Source organism: Elioraea thermophila (ex Habib et al. 2022) (assembly GCF_003336755.1).
GTDB lineage: Bacteria > Pseudomonadota > Alphaproteobacteria > Acetobacterales > Acetobacteraceae > Elioraea > Elioraea thermophila.
Window position 1 is genome coordinate 670,001 of record NZ_QMDI01000006.1, and the last position, 15,266, is coordinate 685,266.

At 71.4% G+C, this 15,266-nt stretch carries 17 protein-coding genes; 9 read left to right on the forward strand and 8 right to left on the reverse strand.

Annotated features, from left to right (window positions below):
- Nucleotides 1-264: 264 nt before the first annotated feature.
- The gene (locus DWB05_RS13130) at nt 265-1,527 is read left to right on the forward strand and encodes a M23 family metallopeptidase (RefSeq protein WP_114377613.1); all 1,263 of its coding nucleotides are present in this window, start codon (nt 265-267) and stop codon (nt 1,525-1,527) included.
- Between the two features lie 18 nt (nt 1,528-1,545).
- Here the strand turns inward: DWB05_RS13130 and DWB05_RS13135 are convergent, their stop codons facing one another.
- Nucleotides 1,546-2,742 carry an MFS transporter gene (locus DWB05_RS13135; protein ID WP_157967208.1) on the reverse strand — a complete coding sequence of 399 codons (1,197 nt, stop codon included), beginning with the start codon at nt 2,740-2,742 and terminating at the stop codon, nt 1,546-1,548.
- A gap of 166 nt (nt 2,743-2,908) precedes the next feature.
- Here DWB05_RS13135 and sdhC point away from each other — a divergent pair, with 166 nt between their 5' ends.
- The 6 genes from sdhC to DWB05_RS14735 all read left to right on the forward strand — a co-directional run bounded on the left by sdhC (nt 2,909) and on the right by DWB05_RS14735 (nt 7,265).
- Complete coding sequence (gene sdhC / locus DWB05_RS13140; protein ID WP_114377615.1) at nt 2,909-3,343, forward strand: succinate dehydrogenase, cytochrome b556 subunit; 435 nt, start codon at nt 2,909-2,911, stop codon at nt 3,341-3,343.
- Between the two features lie 5 nt (nt 3,344-3,348).
- A complete protein-coding gene (gene sdhD / locus DWB05_RS13145) occupies nt 3,349-3,747 on the forward strand; it encodes a succinate dehydrogenase, hydrophobic membrane anchor protein (RefSeq protein WP_114377616.1) in 399 nt (132 codons plus the stop codon).
- Between the two features lie 28 nt (nt 3,748-3,775).
- Nucleotides 3,776-5,584 carry a succinate dehydrogenase flavoprotein subunit gene (gene sdhA / locus DWB05_RS13150; protein WP_114377617.1) on the forward strand — a complete coding sequence of 603 codons (1,809 nt, stop codon included), beginning with the start codon at nt 3,776-3,778 and terminating at the stop codon, nt 5,582-5,584.
- A gap of 18 nt (nt 5,585-5,602) precedes the next feature.
- Nucleotides 5,603-6,385, forward strand: a complete 783-nt coding sequence (locus tag DWB05_RS13155; protein ID WP_114377618.1) for a succinate dehydrogenase iron-sulfur subunit — start codon at nt 5,603-5,605, stop codon at nt 6,383-6,385.
- A 137-nt stretch (nt 6,386-6,522) separates the two neighbouring features.
- Nucleotides 6,523-6,930 carry a DUF4332 domain-containing protein gene (locus DWB05_RS13160; protein ID WP_114377619.1) on the forward strand — a complete coding sequence of 136 codons (408 nt, stop codon included), beginning with the start codon at nt 6,523-6,525 and terminating at the stop codon, nt 6,928-6,930.
- Between the two features lie 83 nt (nt 6,931-7,013).
- Nucleotides 7,014-7,265 carry a hypothetical protein gene (locus tag DWB05_RS14735; protein WP_157967209.1) on the forward strand — a complete coding sequence of 84 codons (252 nt, stop codon included), beginning with the start codon at nt 7,014-7,016 and terminating at the stop codon, nt 7,263-7,265.
- 36 nt (nt 7,266-7,301) lie between these two features.
- Here DWB05_RS14735 and DWB05_RS13170 read toward each other — a convergent pair whose 3' ends face one another.
- Together DWB05_RS13170 and DWB05_RS13175 are read right to left on the reverse strand one after the other, a co-directional pair.
- On the reverse strand, nt 7,302-8,174 hold the full coding sequence (locus DWB05_RS13170; RefSeq protein WP_114377621.1) for a hypothetical protein: 873 nt from the start codon (nt 8,172-8,174) through the stop codon (nt 7,302-7,304).
- A gap of 16 nt (nt 8,175-8,190) precedes the next feature.
- The gene (locus DWB05_RS13175) at nt 8,191-9,399 is read right to left on the reverse strand and encodes a hypothetical protein (protein WP_114377622.1); all 1,209 of its coding nucleotides are present in this window, start codon (nt 9,397-9,399) and stop codon (nt 8,191-8,193) included.
- 170 nt (nt 9,400-9,569) lie between these two features.
- Here DWB05_RS13175 and DWB05_RS13180 point away from each other — a divergent pair, with 170 nt between their 5' ends.
- Complete coding sequence (locus DWB05_RS13180; protein ID WP_232818539.1) at nt 9,570-10,502, forward strand: polyphosphate kinase 2 family protein; 933 nt, start codon at nt 9,570-9,572, stop codon at nt 10,500-10,502.
- Between the two features lie 37 nt (nt 10,503-10,539).
- On the opposite strand, the gene DWB05_RS13185 is transcribed toward DWB05_RS13180, so the two are convergent.
- The 5 genes from DWB05_RS13185 to DWB05_RS13205 form a co-directional block, all read right to left on the reverse strand.
- Nucleotides 10,540-11,718 (reverse strand): M20 aminoacylase family protein, encoded by a 1,179-nt coding sequence (locus DWB05_RS13185; RefSeq protein WP_114377623.1) that lies wholly within the window; start codon nt 11,716-11,718, stop codon nt 10,540-10,542.
- 92 nt (nt 11,719-11,810) lie between these two features.
- A complete protein-coding gene (locus DWB05_RS13190; RefSeq protein ID WP_114377624.1) occupies nt 11,811-12,722 on the reverse strand; it encodes a 3-hydroxybutyryl-CoA dehydrogenase in 912 nt (303 codons plus the stop codon).
- A 20-nt stretch (nt 12,723-12,742) separates the two neighbouring features.
- Nucleotides 12,743-13,687 (reverse strand): electron transfer flavoprotein subunit alpha/FixB family protein, encoded by a 945-nt coding sequence (locus DWB05_RS13195; RefSeq protein WP_114377625.1) that lies wholly within the window; start codon nt 13,685-13,687, stop codon nt 12,743-12,745.
- Between the two features lie 37 nt (nt 13,688-13,724).
- Entirely contained in the window at nt 13,725-14,474 is a 750-nt protein-coding gene (locus DWB05_RS13200; RefSeq protein ID WP_114377626.1) for an electron transfer flavoprotein subunit beta/FixA family protein, read from the reverse strand.
- A gap of 110 nt (nt 14,475-14,584) precedes the next feature.
- Nucleotides 14,585-14,776: a twin transmembrane helix small protein gene (locus DWB05_RS13205; protein ID WP_114377627.1), complete on the reverse strand. Its 192-nt coding sequence runs from the start codon at nt 14,774-14,776 to the stop codon at nt 14,585-14,587.
- 146 nt (nt 14,777-14,922) lie between these two features.
- Here DWB05_RS13205 and DWB05_RS13210 point away from each other — a divergent pair.
- Nucleotides 14,923-15,266, forward strand: a 344-nt coding sequence (locus DWB05_RS13210; protein ID WP_198669168.1) for a hypothetical protein, incomplete at its 3' end; no start/stop codon positions are given.

The following is a 15,266-nucleotide window of genomic DNA, read 5'->3' on the forward strand; positions in this document are numbered from 1 at the left end:
TACGCAGGGGGGCCGGGCTTGTCAAACGTCTTTCACACGCGGCCGCACACCCTCCGCTGGACCGCCCTCTGACGAGCCAACCCCCTCGGATTCCTTGCCTTTCTCGGGATGCTCCGGGGCGGCGTGGACCGCGACCGCGCCCGACCTGCCCTTCGGACACCGTCAGCATGGCGGCCATGCAACGCTCGCTTGACACGACGCGAGACGGCCGGGCAGCGTCCGCCTCCCCGTTCACAACCGCGCCGGTCCCGGCGCGCGGAGCCCATGCCCCAGCACCCGACGATCGCCCTCGCCGTCACACTCGCTCTGCTCATCGCGCTCGACGCCCGTGCCGATGATCCTCCTGTGACGGAAAATGGCGCGTCCGTGTCGATCCTGGAGGCCGACGCGCAGACGCAGGCGGAAGGCGAGGCACCTGACGCTGGTCGCATCCTGCTCACCGTGGCGGCGGGCGACACGCTCGCCGGGCTGCTCGCCGCGGCGGGAATCGCGCCCGCCGACATCGCCGCCGCCGCCGCCGCCCTGCGCCCGCACCTGCCGCCGCGCGCGCTCCGCCCCGGCCAGGAGCTCGCGCTCGAGACCGACGCGGCCGACGCCACCCGCCTCGTCTCGCTCGAAATCGCGCTCGACCCGCTGCGCCGCCTGCGCCTCGAGCGGGGCGAGGACAGAACCTTCCGTGCCGGCATCGAAACCTTGCCAGCCGTCCGCCACCTGGTCCGCGCGGACGGCGAGATTCGCGCAAGCCTCTACGCCGATCTGCGCGCCGCCGGCCTTCCCTCCGCCGCCATCCTGTCCCTGATCCGCGCCCTCTCCCACGAGGTGGACCTGCAGCGCGACCTCCGCGTGGGCGACCGCTTCACCGTGCTGCACGAACGCTTCCGCTCGCCGGACGGGACACTGCTCCAGGAGGGTGGCGCCCTCTTCCTCGACCTCACGCTCGCCGACCGCCGCCTGCGCATCTGGCGCCACACCCGCGCCGACGGCACCACCGACTGGTACGACGAGCGCGGGCAGTCGCTCCGTCGCGCGCTTCTCCGCACGCCGCTGGATGGCGCCCGCATCACGTCGGGCTTCGGCATGCGCACCCACCCCATCCTCGGCTTCGACCGCCACCACCGCGGGGTGGATTTCGCCGCTCCCGCCGGCACGCCCGTCTTCGCCGCCGGCGACGGCACCGTCACCTTCGCTGGCTGGCGCGGCGATTACGGGCGGACGGTAATGATCCGCCACGCCGGCGGCTTCGACACGCTCTACGCCCACCTCTCCGCCATCACCGTGCGTCCTGGAGCGCGGGTGCGCCAGGGCCAGGTGATCGGCCGGGTCGGGGCCACCGGGCTCGCCACCGGCCCGCACCTTCATTTCGAGGTGCACCGCAACCGGGTGGCGATCGATCCGCGCTCGATCCGAAGCCTGCCCGGCCAGCGCCTCGAGGGGGTGGAGCTCGCGCGCTTCAACGCGCACCGCGCCCGCACCGAGGCGCGGCTCGCCGCCCTCGCCGAACGGCTCGAACTGGCCGCCGCCGACTGAGGCGAGCGCGCCCTGGCCTCAGGCCTCCGCCCGCCGGCTGCCGAGCCAGCCCGCCGCCGCCCCCGCCCCGCACAGCGCCATCACCCACGGCATCGGCAGCACGGCGGTCAGGGCGGCCGCCGCCGCGCCGCAGAAGATCTGGAACGCGCCCGCGAGCGAGGCGGCCGCCCCGGCGCGGTCGCGGAACGGCGCGAGCGCCACGGCGAACGCCGCCGGCAGCGCGAAGCCCAAGCCCAGCACGAACACCAGCATGGTCACGTTCACCGCGTGCTTGCCCAACAGGCCCAAGGGCTCGAGGGTCGCCATGCCCACTCCGCCCGCGAGCATCATCGCCACCCCCAGCGCCAGCGCCCGCGCCGGCGTGCCGCGCTTCATCATCGCCCGCGCCGCCGCCCCGCCCGCCACCACGCCGGCCACCGCAATCAGCGGATAGAGCGCGTAGGCGACGGGGGTGAGGCCGAACACCTCGATGTAGAGCATCGGGCTGCCGGCGCCGAAGGCGAACAGCCCGCCCATCGCCCCGCCCGCCACCATGGCGGGCGGGCGGAAGCGCGCATCGGCCCACAGCGCCCGATAGGCGCGGACCACCGCCCCGAGCGCGAGCCGCTCATTGCGCATCCGGTTCGTTTCCGGAAAGCGCGCCATCCCCCACCCCACCATCACCGCGCCGAGGGCCGAGGACAGCCAGAAGCCCGCCCGCCACGACCAGGCCTGTTCGAGCAGGGCACCGACCAGCGGCGCAAACGCCGGCACGGCGGCGATCGCCATCGACAGCCCGGCCATGCCGCGGCCGAGCGAGGACTCCTCGCGCCCATCCCTCAGGCACGCCCGTGCGATGACGAGCCCCGCCGCCCCGCCCACCGCCTGCAGCGCGCGCCCGACGAGCAACACCGCGAAGGAAGGAGCCAAGGCGCAGACGACACTGCCGGCGGCGAACACGCCCAAGGCCCAAAGCACCACGGGGCGTCGCCCGTAGCGATCGGACAGCGGGCCCCAGACGAGCTGGGCGGGGGCGAAGGCGGCGAGGAAGATGGCGATCACCAGCTCGGCCCCCGGGGCGGCGAAGGCCGCGCCGATCGCGGGCAGCGAGGGCAGCGGCATGTTCGCCGCCACCTGGCCGATGCCGGCGACGGAGGCGAGCAGCGCGAAAGGGACGGCCGGCACGGCCGGGCTCGCGGCCCCCGCCAGGCTGATCGTCTTCGGCGTCCCCTCCATCGGCCTCACCTTCGCGACCTCGAAGCCTTCCGTCAACGCGCCGCGCTCACGCCCGTTTGACGCTGCAGCGCAGCAGGCGTAGCATTCCCGCAACAACGAGGAAGGGCGCGACGGCCAGGCGTGTGCGGCCCGCGCCCTTTTGCTCTCAGCGGAGGATACGAGGCGCATGGATGCCCGCGATGCCCTCATGGTGGGCACGGACAGCACCGGCAAGCCGGTGCGCCGCCCCCTCAGCCCGCACCTGCAGGTGTATCGGCCGCAGATCACCTCGGTGCTCTCCATCACGCACCGCGCGACGGGCGTGGCGCTCGCCGTCGGCGCGGGCCTGCTCGTCTCCTGGCTGCTCGCCATTGCCGAGGGGCCGGCGGCCTTCGCCGAGGCGCAGGCGTTCTTCGCCTCCGCGCTCGGGCGGCTGATGCTGTTCGGCTGGACCTTGGCGTTGTTCTATCACTTCTGCAACGGCATCCGGCACCTCGTCTGGGATGCGGGGTATGGTTTCGACCTCGCAACCGCAGCGAGATCGGGCTGGCTCACGGTGGGGGCGGCGATCGCGCTCACCCTCGCCGCTTGGGTGCTCGGCTACGCCGCCTTGCTCGGGTGACGACGATGGCTGCGGAGAAGATCGCGCGCGTCTCGCTCCGTTCCGCGCTGGGGCGGGCGCGGGGGCTCGGTTCGGCGAAGGAGGGCGTGGCGCATTGGTGGGCGCAGCGGGTGACCGCGCTTGCCCTCGTTCCCCTCACGCTGTGGTTCGTCGCCTCGGTGGTGGCGCTGACCGGGGCATCGCACGGCGAGGTCGTCGCCTGGCTCTCCCGTCCGCACAATGCCGTGCTGATGCTGGCGCTGATCTGGGCCACGTTCTGGCATGCCGCACTGGGCTTGCAGGTGGTGATCGAGGACTACATCCGTCCCGAGGGCATCAGGCTTGCCGGCGTGCTCGCGGCGAAGGCGGCGATGCTGCTCATGGGCCTCTTCGCCGCATTCGCGGTGCTGAAGGTCGCGCTCTGAGGCGGGTCGGATCGGGGAACGGAGAGCCATGAACGTCATCACCAGCCCCTCGCGCGGGGCCTATCGCATCGTCGATCACACCTACGACGTGGTGGTGGTCGGTGCGGGCGGGGCGGGGCTGCGCGCCGCCTTGGGCCTCGGCATGGCGGGGCTGCGCGCGGCTTGCGTGAGCAAGGTCTTCCCCACCCGCAGCCACACCGTGGCCGCACAGGGCGGCATCGGCGCCGCACTCGGCAACATGGGCGAGGACGATTGGCGCTGGCACATGTACGACACCGTCAAGGGGTCGGACTGGCTCGGCGATCAGGACGCGATCGAGTACATGTGCCGCGAGGCGATTCCGGCCGTGCTCGAACTCGAGCACTTCGGCGTGCCGTTCAGCCGCACCGAGGACGGGCGGCTCTATCAGCGGCCCTTCGGCGGGCATCAGACGCATTACGGCAAGGCCCCGGCCTATCGCGCCTGCGCGGCGGCGGATCGCACCGGGCACGCCATCCTGCACACGCTCTACCAGCAGTGCCTGAAGCACAACGTGCCGTTCTTCGTCGAATATTTCGCCCTCGACCTGATCATGGACGACGACGGCGCCTGCCGCGGCGTGGTCGCCTGGTGCCTCGAGGACGGCACCATCCACCGCTTCCGCGCGGCGCTGACCATCCTCGCCACCGGCGGCTACGGGCGGGCGTGGTTCTCCTGCACCTCGGCCCACACCTGCACGGGCGACGGCAATGCGATGGTCCTGCGCGCCGGGCTGCCCATCCAGGACGCCGAGTTCGTGCAGTTCCACCCGACCGGGATCTACGGCGCGGGCTGCCTGATCACCGAGGGCGTGCGCGGCGAGGGCGGCTACCTCACCAACTCGGAAGGCGAGCGCTTCATGGAGCGCTACGCGCCGACCGCGAAGGACCTCGCCTCGCGCGACGTCGTCTCCCGTGCGATGACGATCGAGATCCGCGAGGGCCGCGGCTGCGGGCCGCACAAGGATCATGTTCTGCTGCACCTCGAGCATCTCGGCGCCGACCTGATCCACGAACGCCTGCCGGGGATCGCCGAGACGGCGAAGATCTTCGCCGGCGTGGACGTGACGCGCGAGCCGATCCCCGTGCTGCCGACCGTGCACTACAACATGGGCGGCATCCCGACGAACTGGCGCACCGAGGTGATCACGCGCGGGCCCGACGGCGACCGCATCGTTCCGGGGCTGATGGCGATCGGCGAGGCGGCCTGTGTCTCGGTGCACGGCGCCAACCGCCTGGGCACGAACTCGCTGCTCGATCTCGTCGTGTTCGGCCGCGCCGCCGCGCAGCGCGCCGCCGAACTGGTCAAGCCCGGCCAGAGCCAGCCGCCCTTGCCGCCGCGCGCGGGCGAACGCGCCCTCGATCGGCTCGATCGCACGCGCCATGCCTCCGGCGGCTCCACCACCGGCGAACTGCGGCTCGCCATGCAGCGCACCATGCAGAACCACGCCGCGGTGTTCCGCAACTCCGCCTCGCTGGCGGAAGGCGTGGAGAAGATGCGCGGGCACTGGCGCAGCCTCGAGGATCTCCGCGTCGAGGACCGCAGCCTGATCTGGAACTCCGACCTCGTCGAAGCGCTCGAACTCGAGAACCTGATGGCGAACGCGATGGTGACCATGGTCTCGGCCGAGGCCCGGCACGAGAGCCGCGGTGCGCACGCCCACGAGGACTACCCCGAGCGCGACGACGCGAACTGGCTCAAGCACACGCTCGCCTGGTGCGACGAGACCGGAACGGTGCGGCTCGATTACCGCCCGGTCACGCTGACGCCGCTCACCAACGAGGTGCAGAGCTTCCCGCCGAAGGCACGCGTCTACTGAGGCGGACGGAGAGCGACGATGGCCAAGTTCACCCTTCCCGCCAACTCCCGCATCCGCGAGGGCAAGCGCTTCCCCGCTCCCCCGGGGGCTCGCCGGGTGAAGGAGTTCCGCGTCTACCGCTGGAACCCGGATGCGCCGGAGAACCCGCGCTACGACACCTACGCGATCGACCTCGACGCCTGCGGGCCGATGGTCCTCGACGCGCTGATCAAGATCAAGAACGAGGTCGACCCCACCCTCACCTTCCGCCGCTCCTGCCGCGAGGGCATCTGCGGCTCCTGCGCGATGAACATCGACGGCACCAACACGCTCGCTTGCCTCAAGCCGATCGAGGAGGTGAAGGGCGCGGTGCGCATCACGCCGCTGCCCCACATGCCGGTGGTGAAGGACCTCGTCCCCGATCTCTCCCAGGCCTATGCCCAGCTCCGCTCCATCGAGCCCTGGCTGAAGGCCGACACCCCGCCTCCGCCCGATTCGGAGCGGCTGCAGAGCAAGGAGGAGCGCGCGAAGCTCGACGGGCTCTGGGAGTGCATCCTCTGCTTCTGCTGCTCCACCTCCTGCCCGTCCTATTGGTGGAACGGCGACCGTTTCCTCGGCCCCGCCATCCTGCTGCAGGCCTATCGCTGGGTGGCCGATTCGCGCGACGAGGCGACGGGCGAGCGGCTCGATGCGCTCGAGGACCCGTTCAAGCTCTACCGGTGCCACACCATCATGAACTGCACGAAGACCTGCCCGAAGGGTCTGAACCCGGCGAAGGCGATCGCCGAACTGAAGAAGCTGATGGTCGAACGCCGCGGCTGACACCCGCCGCAACACCGCGCGCCCAGGGGCCGCGGTTCGGCCGCACCCTTGGGGCCGGGCCGCGGCGCGGTCGTTTTTTCGTTCCCCTCGCCTCGTCCTCCGTGCTTTGCTCGGGCCGTTACGCAAGGGGAACGCCGATGGCCTATCCGTTGACCAAGATCGAAGGGATCGGGGTCCATTACGCCCGCCGCCTCGCCGAGGCGGGCCTGCGCACGACGGACGACCTGCTCGAGGCGGCGGCGCGGCCGAAGGGGCGGGCGGATCTGGCGGCGAAGACCGGGATCAGCGAAAGCTTGATCCTGAAGTGGGCGAACCGGGCCGATCTGATGCGGGTGAAGGGAATCGGCGAGGAGCTCGCCGACCTGCTCGAGGTCGCCGGCGTCGATACCGTGCCGGAACTGAAGCGACGCCGGCCCGACACGCTCGCCGCCGCCCTGAAGGCGGCGAACGAAAAGCGCAACCTCGTGCGCCGGGTGCCTTCCGAGGCGCAGTGCGCCAAGCTGATCGAGGCGGCGAAGGCGCTGCCGCGCGTCCTCAGTTACTGAGCGGGCCCGTTCCCCGTTGCCAGGCTCGCTTCGCCTTGGCATCAAACGCGGCAGGACGCGATTCCGCACGAGGGAGGTGCGCGATGGCCGCGAGCAAGGGCAAGGGCAGCACGACGAAGGCCAAGGCGGCGAAACCGTCCAAGGCGGCGGCCGTCAAGGCCACGGCGAAGACAGCGGCGAAGACGAGCAAGACCGCCAAGGCCGCATCCGCCCCCGCGAAGCGAGCGAAGCCTGAAGCGGCGACGTCGGCAAAGCCGGAGGTGGTGGCGATGCCGGCGCGGCTCTCGGTCGCCGCCGCCTTGCTTCGTCGCAACGCCCGTCGCATCGGCGTCTGACCCAGCCCGTCCGGTCGAACGGGCGGGCGGCCGGCGTCAGGGGCGCCCGCGTTCGACGAGCGGAGCAAGGTCCTTGAGGAACGTTCCGAAGGCGCCGAGCCCCGAGGAGATCGCGGCCGCACCCGCCGTCGGCCGCGCTGGATCGCTCGCCGCGCCGGCCGGCAGTCCGGCAAGACCCGGAGGCGGAAAGCGGTCGCGCGCCAGCTCGTCGCGGCTGACCGTTCCGGACCCGTCGTAATCCAGGCTGGCGAGCAACGCCCAGGCCCCGGCGATCGCGCCCACCCCCGCCGCGCCCACGGCCTTGCCGAGCTCCTCCGCCGTCGCGCCGGCGGAGAGAGCGCCGACATAGGCGAGGCCGCGCACCAGCCGCGCGATCTCGGCGACCGACAGACCCCCGTCGCCCGACACGTCGGCCCAGGCCCAGACGCGCGCGATGCAGCCCGCCCCGTCCTCGCCGCCGCACGCCTCGGCGATGCCCTCGAGCGCAGCGAGGAAGGAGAGGCCTTCGCCGTGCAGCGCGGCGAGAGCGACCGGGATGGAGGGGCAGCGGCGGAAGGCGAGATCCGGACCCTCGCCGGGAAGCGCGGCGTCGGGCAGTTTGGCCGGCGGGTCGCGCACGACGAGGCCGTCAGCGGCGGTGCGGAACAGCAGTCGTGTCGCCTCCGCATCATCGGCCACCGCGAGGCCGAAGGCGCCGGCGCGATCGAAGCGTTCGGCGTGCTTCAGGACCTGCATCCCTTGCGGATCAAGACGCGCCCAGGTGCGGCGGGTGACGAACAGGAGTTCCGCCGGCTCGCTGCAGGAGCCGGCGACCCAGAGGCCGCCGATCTCGGCCGGGAACGCCGCGCGGGCCGACGGCGCGGCGGAAGCGGCGAGAAGGGCGGTGAGCGAGACGAGGAGGAGGCGCACGCGCGGTCTCCCTGCTTCAGGGCGAGAGGACGATTTCGGCGGCGGCACAGAGATCGGTGACCGGCACGACGACGGTCCTGCCGTCGCGGAAGACGGCGCGGACCTCGTAGGAACAGACCTGCGGGTCGGGAAGGACGATCGTCGCGGCTTCCCCCCGGCCGATGATGCCGTCGCCAAGCACATCAGGCCCCGCTGGCGCGCCCGGCTGGTCGAGGTGCAGCGCGATCACCGGCACGGGGCCCGCGTTGACGAAGCGCACGCCGCCCAGGGGCGAATCGCGCCAGCCGGGGGCGATCGCGAGTTCGCGCAGGCGGCAGAAATCGATCCCCCCTCGCTCCTCGCGCGTACCGTCCTGGTAGGTGAGGCGGAGCGTGTAGCGGCAGTCGGGAGCGGGCTCGAGGGCGAGGTCGAGGGTGGCACCGTCGCTCAGCGTGTCGGCGCCGAGACGGTCCGGGCCCTCGTTCGCCGCGCCGTCCGGAAAGACATGTACGGTGAACACCGTCCGCCCGCTGCGGTTGATGAGAGTGATCCGCGGGCCGGCGCCGGTCTGCCCGGGGCGCAATGCTGCAGGGTTCTCGGCGTAGAGCCAGCCCGGCGCCAGCGTGAGTTCGGCCAGCTCGCACGCATCGATGCCGCGCCGTTCCTCCACCGCCCGGTTGTCGACATAGACGACCATCAGGTCGATCTCGCAGCCGCGGGCCGGGATCGCCACGGTCATCTCGGCGCCGTCCTCGAGCACGTCGTTGCCGAGGCGATCCTGCCCCCACTCCCGCTCGCCGCTCTCGCGGCCGAAGACCTGGATCACCATCAGGCCCGTCCGGTTGCGCAGCGTGAACGTCCGCTCCTCCATCGGCACGAAGCGTGCGGCGACGAGGATGCGCTCGCGGCAGAGGTCGACCCGTTCGCGGATCTCCTCCTCGCCGTCCTCGTAGACGAGGCGGATGTCGGCGAGGCAGCCGAAATTGGGGCCGAGCCGGACGGTGAACTCGCGCCCCGCCTCCAGCACGCGAGCGCCGAGCCGATCGGGGCCCCAGTTGCGCCCGCCCGTACCACCGCGCGCGATGTAGAGTTCGTAGAGCGTGATCTCGCCGTCGTTCTTCACCGTCACCTGGGCGGCATCGCGCGGCGGCTGGCCGGGTTGGGCCGGGCGCTGCGGCGCCTGGGCGGCGGCCGGGATCGCGACGAGCAGCGCGAGGGCGGCCAGCAGGAGACGAGCGGCGTGCATGAGGCTCCCTCGAGGCTCCCTCGCTGTCGTACCGAGCCCACCCTGACACGGACTCTTGCGGCGGCGCAACCGTTCGCGAATGACACCAGTGACACGAGGGTTGCGACCGGACGCCGTTGCGGACCGATGACGGAGGCCGTAGCGTCCTCGTGACGATCCGGGGAGACGGCATGGCGAAGCGCCGCGCACCGACACGGGGGATCGACGCCGAACGCCGCAAGGCGATGGATGCGCTGCTTGCGCGCTACCGCGTCACCTCAGGCAAGGGCTTCCGCCTCGCCGACTACGATCCTGCCGACACGGCGGATCTTGCGCTCGACAAGAAGGAGGCGCAGCGGCTGCTGCAGGAGGGGGTCGCTTGGCTTGCTCTCGAACAGCAGAAGCTCTACGCGCAGGATCGCTGGTCCGTGCTGATGATCCTGCAGGCGATGGATGCCGCCGGCAAGGACGGCACGATCAAGCACGTGATGAGCGGGGTGAACCCGCAGGGCGTGGAAGTGGCGAGTTTCAAGGCGCCGAATGCCGAGGAGCTCGACCACGATTTCCTCTGGCGGCACGTGAAGCGGCTGCCGCCGCGCGGGCACATCGGCATCCACAACCGTTCCTGGTACGAGGAGGTGCTGGTGGTGCGCGTGCACCCCGAATTGCTCGATCGGCAGAAGCTGCCGGAGGCGAAACGGACGCACGACATCTTCGACCGCCGCCTCGCCCACATCGCCGCCTTCGAGCGCTACCTCGCCGACCAAGGTGTCGCGATCCTGAAGGTGTTCCTGCACCTTTCCTTCGCGGAGCAACGCAAACGCTTCCTCGAGCGCATCGAGGAGCCGGAGAAGCACTGGAAATTCTCCGCCGCCGACATCGCCGAACGCGCGCACTGGCACGACTACCAGAAGGCGTACGAGGAAGCGATCCGCGCCACCGCAACCCCGCACGCACCGTGGTACGTGGTGCCGGCCGACCACAAGTGGTTCTCGCGCCTGGTCGTCGCCTCCGCCCTGATCGTCACCATGGACGATCTCGACCTCGCCTACCCGACGCTGCCGCCGGAGGAGCGGGCGAAGCTCGAGGAAGCGCGGAAGGCCCTGCTCGCCGAGACGGCGTGACCCCCCGCGCGCGGCGCCGTCGCGGCGAGGGGAAGCTTCAGCCGGCGCGCGGCAGTTCCTGTTCGACGAGGGCGGCCCAGAACGCCGCCCCCACCGCGATCGCCTCGTCGTTGAAGTCGTAGCGGGGGTGGTGCACGGGGGTCGATCCCGCGCCGTCCGGCCCGCGCTGGCCGAGCCGCACGAAGCAGCCCGGCACCACGTTCGCCATGTAGGAGAAGTCCTCGCCCCCCATGCGCACGGGCACGGTGCGGTGCACGTTCTCCTCCCCCAGCACGCGCGCGGCCGCCTTCGCTGCCGCCTCCGTTGGCCCGGGTGCATTGATCACCGCCGGGTAGCCGCGCTGGTAGTCGACCTGGGCGGTGGCGCCGAAACCGGCCGCCACGCTTTCGGCGAGTTCGCGGATGCGGAGTTCGATCCGATCCCGCACCGTCTCGTCACGGGTGCGCACCGTTCCGTGCAGCAGCGCCGAGTCGGGGATCACGTTGCCGGCCGAGCCGGCGTGGAACTGGCAGATGGAGAGCACCGCCGGTTGCGCGGGGTCGATGCCGCGCGAGACGATGCTCTGCAGGGCGAGCACGAGATGGGCGCCCACCACCACCGGATCGATCGTCAGATGGGGACGCGCGGCATGCCCGCCGCGGCCGGTAATGGTGATGGTGACGCGATCGGAAGCGGCCGAAACGGGGCCCTCCATCAGCGCGATCTCGCCCAAGGGAAGTTCCGTGTCGTTGTGCAGGCCGTAGACGGCATCGCAAGGAAACAGGCGGAACAGGCCCTCCTCCACCATGATGCGGCCGCCGCCGCCCCCTTCCTCGGCCGGCTGGAAGATGAAGTGCACCGTGCCGTCGAAGTTGCGCGTCTCGGCGAGATAGCGCGCGGCGGCGAGCAGGATGGTGGTGTGGCCGTCATGGCCGCAGGCGTGCATGCGCCCCGGGTTCCGCGACCGATGCGCGAAGTCGTTGGCCTCCTCCATCGGCAGCGCGTCCATGTCGGCGCGGATGCCGATCGCGCGCGGCGAGGAACCGACCTTCAGCGTGCCCACCACGCCGGTGCGGGCGAGGCCTCGGTGCACGGCGATACCCCACTCGGCGAGCTTGGCCGCGACGAGCTCCGAGGTGCGCACCTCCTCGAAGCCCAACTCCGGGTGAGCGTGCAGGTCGCGTCGGATGGCGGCGAACTCGGGTGCCAGGGCGGCGAGCCTGTTCGGAATCCGCATCGATCTCACCCCTTTCCGGCCCGATCAGGCCGCGTGGAAGAGAGCAGAATGGAACCGCCGGCGCGGCGTCGCAACAACCCGACGGGCCGCGCTCAGCGCGTCGGCTTCGGGGGGTCGCTCGCGTAGTCGTAGAACCCCTTGCCGGTCTTGCGGCCGAGCCAACCCGCTTCGACGTACTTCACCAGCAACGGGCAGGGGCGGTACTTCGAATCCGCCAGCCCCTCGTGCAGCACCTGCATGATGGCCAGACACGTGTCGAGGCCGATGAAATCGGCGAGCTCGAGCGGACCCATCGGGTGGTTGGCGCCGAGCTTCATCGCGGTGTCGATCGACCGCACGTCGCCCACGCCCTCGTGCAGGGCATAGACCGCCTCGTTGATCATCGGCACCAGGATGCGGTTGACGATGAAGCCCGGGAAATCCTCCGCCACCGCCACCGTCTTGCCGAGCCGTTCGGCGAGCGCCAGCGCCGCGCGGAAGGTCGCCTCGTCGGTGGCGATGCCGCGGATGATCTCGATCAGCTTCATCACCGGCACCGGGTTCATGAAGTGGATGCCGATGAACTTCGCCGGCCGGTCGGTGGCGGCGGCGAGGCGCGTGATGCTGATCGAGGAGGTGTTGGTCGCCACCAGCGCGGCGGGCTTCAGCACCGGGCAGAGGGAGGCGAAGATCTTGCGCTTGATCTCCTCGCGCTCGGTCGCCGCCTCGATCACGAGATCGCAGGTCGCGAAGATCGCGTAGTCGGTGCCCGTGGCGATGCGCGCCAGCGCCTCCGCCTTCGCCTCCGCCGTGATCTGGTTCTTCGCCAGCTGGCGATCCATGTTGCGCCCGATCGTGGCGAGCGCCTTCTCCAGCACCTCGGCCGAGACGTCGAGCAGTTTCACGCGGTAGCCGGCGAGCGCGCAGACATGCGCGATGCCGCTGCCCATCTGGCCAGCGCCGATGACGCCGATCTCGGCAATGTCCGGCACGACGATGTCGGCCGAAGCCGTCTGCACATCCATCATCCCCTCCATCGGCCGGCTCAGGCCGGCTTGTCGAGTTCGGCGGCGAGTTCGGGCAAGGCCTGGAACAGGTCGGCGACCAGGCCGTAATCGGCGACCTGGAAGATCGGCGCCTCCTCGTCCTTGTTGATGGCGACGATCACCTTGCTGTCCTTCATCCCGGCCAGATGCTGGATCGCGCCCGAGATGCCGACCGCGATGTAGAGTTCGGGGGCGACGATCTTGCCGGTCTGGCCGATCTGGTAATCGTTCGGCACGAAGCCGGCGTCGACCGCGGCCCGCGAGGCGCCGACGGCAGCACCCAGACGATCCGCCACCGCATCGATCAGACGGAAGTTCTCCGCCGCCCCGAGCCCGCGCCCGCCGGCGACAACGACGCGCGCGGCGGTGAGCTCGGGCCGTTCGCTGCGTGCGACCTCGCGCCCGACGAACCGCACCGAGGCGGGCGCGTCGACCGTGGCCGCGACGGGCTCGATCGTCGCCGCGCCGCCCTCCTCCGCCACCGGGTCGAAGGAGGCGGCACGGATGGTCAACACCTTCACGGCGTCGGCGCTGCGCACGGTGGCGAGTGCCGCGCCTGAGTAGATCGGGCGGACGAAGGTGTCGGCGGCGACGATGCCGGCGACCTCGCCGATCGGCTGCACATCCAGGAGTGCCGCGAGCCGCGGCATGACGTTCTTGCCGAGCGCGGTGGCCGGCGCGAGCAGGTGCGAGTAGGAGGGGGCGAGCGATCGCAGCAGGGCGGCGAGCGGTTCGGCGAACAGGGCGGCCAGCGCAGGCGAGTCGGCGACCAGCACCTTCGCCACCCCCGGCAGCTTCGCCGCCGCCTCGGCCACGGCGGCCACCCCTTCCCCCGCCACCAGCACGTCCACCTCTCCGCCAAGACGTTGCGCGGCCGCAACCGCGCTGCGCGAGGGCTTGCGGATCTGCCCGCCGTCGTGATCGATCAGGACGAGACTGCGCATCGTTCCCCTTCCCGCTCAGCTCCGCCTCGGCGCGCCGTCAGATCACCTTGGCTTCGGTGCGGAGCCTGGCCACCAGCTCGGCGACCGATGCCACCTTCACCCCGGCCTTACGCGCCGGCGGCTCCTCGACCTTGAGCACGGTGAGGCGCGGCGTGACATCCACGCCGAGCGCGGCCGGGGTCAGGGTCTCGATCGGCTTCTTGCGCGCCTTCATGATGTTCGGCAGCGACGCGTAGCGCGGCTCGTTCAGCCTGAGATCGGCAGTGACGACGGCGGGCAGCGCGATCTCCACCCTCTCCGTCCCGCCGTCGATCTCGCGCGTGACCAGAAGCCTCCCGTCCTTCGCCTCGACCTTGCTCGCGAAGGTCGCTTGCGGCCAATCGAGCAGGGCTGCCAGCATCTGCCCCGTGGCGTTCATCTCGTCGTCGATGGCGAGCTTGCCGAGGATGACGAGATCGGGCTTCTCGCGCTCGACCACCGCCTTGAGCAGCTTGGCCACCGCGAGCGGCTCGAGCGACACTTCCGTCTCGATCAGGATGCCGCGATCGGCGCCCATGGCGAGGGCGGTGCGGATGGTCTCCTGGCAGGCGGCGGGGCCGGCGGAAACCGCGATGATTTCGGTCGCAACCCCGCGCTCCTTCAGCCGCACCGCCTCCTCGACCGCGATCTCGTCGAAGGGGTTCATCGACATCTTCACGTTCGCGATGTCGACCCCCGAACCGTCCGCCTTCACCCGGACCTTCACGTTGTAGTCGACGACGCGCTTGACGGGGACGAGGAGCTTCATGCGCCTCCTGCGAGCGTTGGTTGTGGCGCGGACGCCGGCCGTGCGAACCGCCCCGGCCGCGGCGGGCGGACGATAGGAGGGGGCAGGGCGCGAGGCAAGGCGGGCCCGCTTCAGCCCCTCAGCACGAGGAGGAGGAGCGCGAACAGCGCGAGGGCGGCGAATTGCAGCAGAACGCGCCAGCGCATCAGCGCGTTGCTGCGTCGGGGGTCGGTCTGCCGCGCAACCCCGATCACGCCTGCGGCGAGAACGCCCAGGGTGGCGAGCATGGCGGCGGCGATCAGGACGGTGAGGGTGGTCTGCATCCGTCCTTCATGCCACGCGGGGCGCCGCGCGCCTACGGCATGGCCGCAACGCGGCCCCGCCTCCGTGCTTGACTTGCCCGGCCGGGCCGCGTTCCGTCCCCCGCACCCCGAACGGAGGGGCGATCATCAGTCGGACCCGCACGCTGTTGTCGCGATTTCTTGCCATCCTCGCCTGGCTCCTCACGCTGCTGTGCGCCGCGCCCGCGATCGCGCAGATCGGCCTTGGGCCCACCGCGATGGCCGACGAGCCGGCCGATTCGGCCGAGCGTCTCGAGCGGGCCAGCCCACCGTCCGCCGCGCCGCAGGCGTCCACGCTTGCACCGCTTGCACCCGCCCTCGGCGCGGCGGAGGCAGCACGGCTCGCCGAGGTGTTGCGCGACGAGGCGCGGCGAGCGGAGCTGATCGCGGCCCTCGAGGCGCTGGCGCGGCTCGCGGCGCCGGCCGCGGCCCAGCCCGGCGCCGCGCCCTCCGCCGATGGCGTAACCCCGCC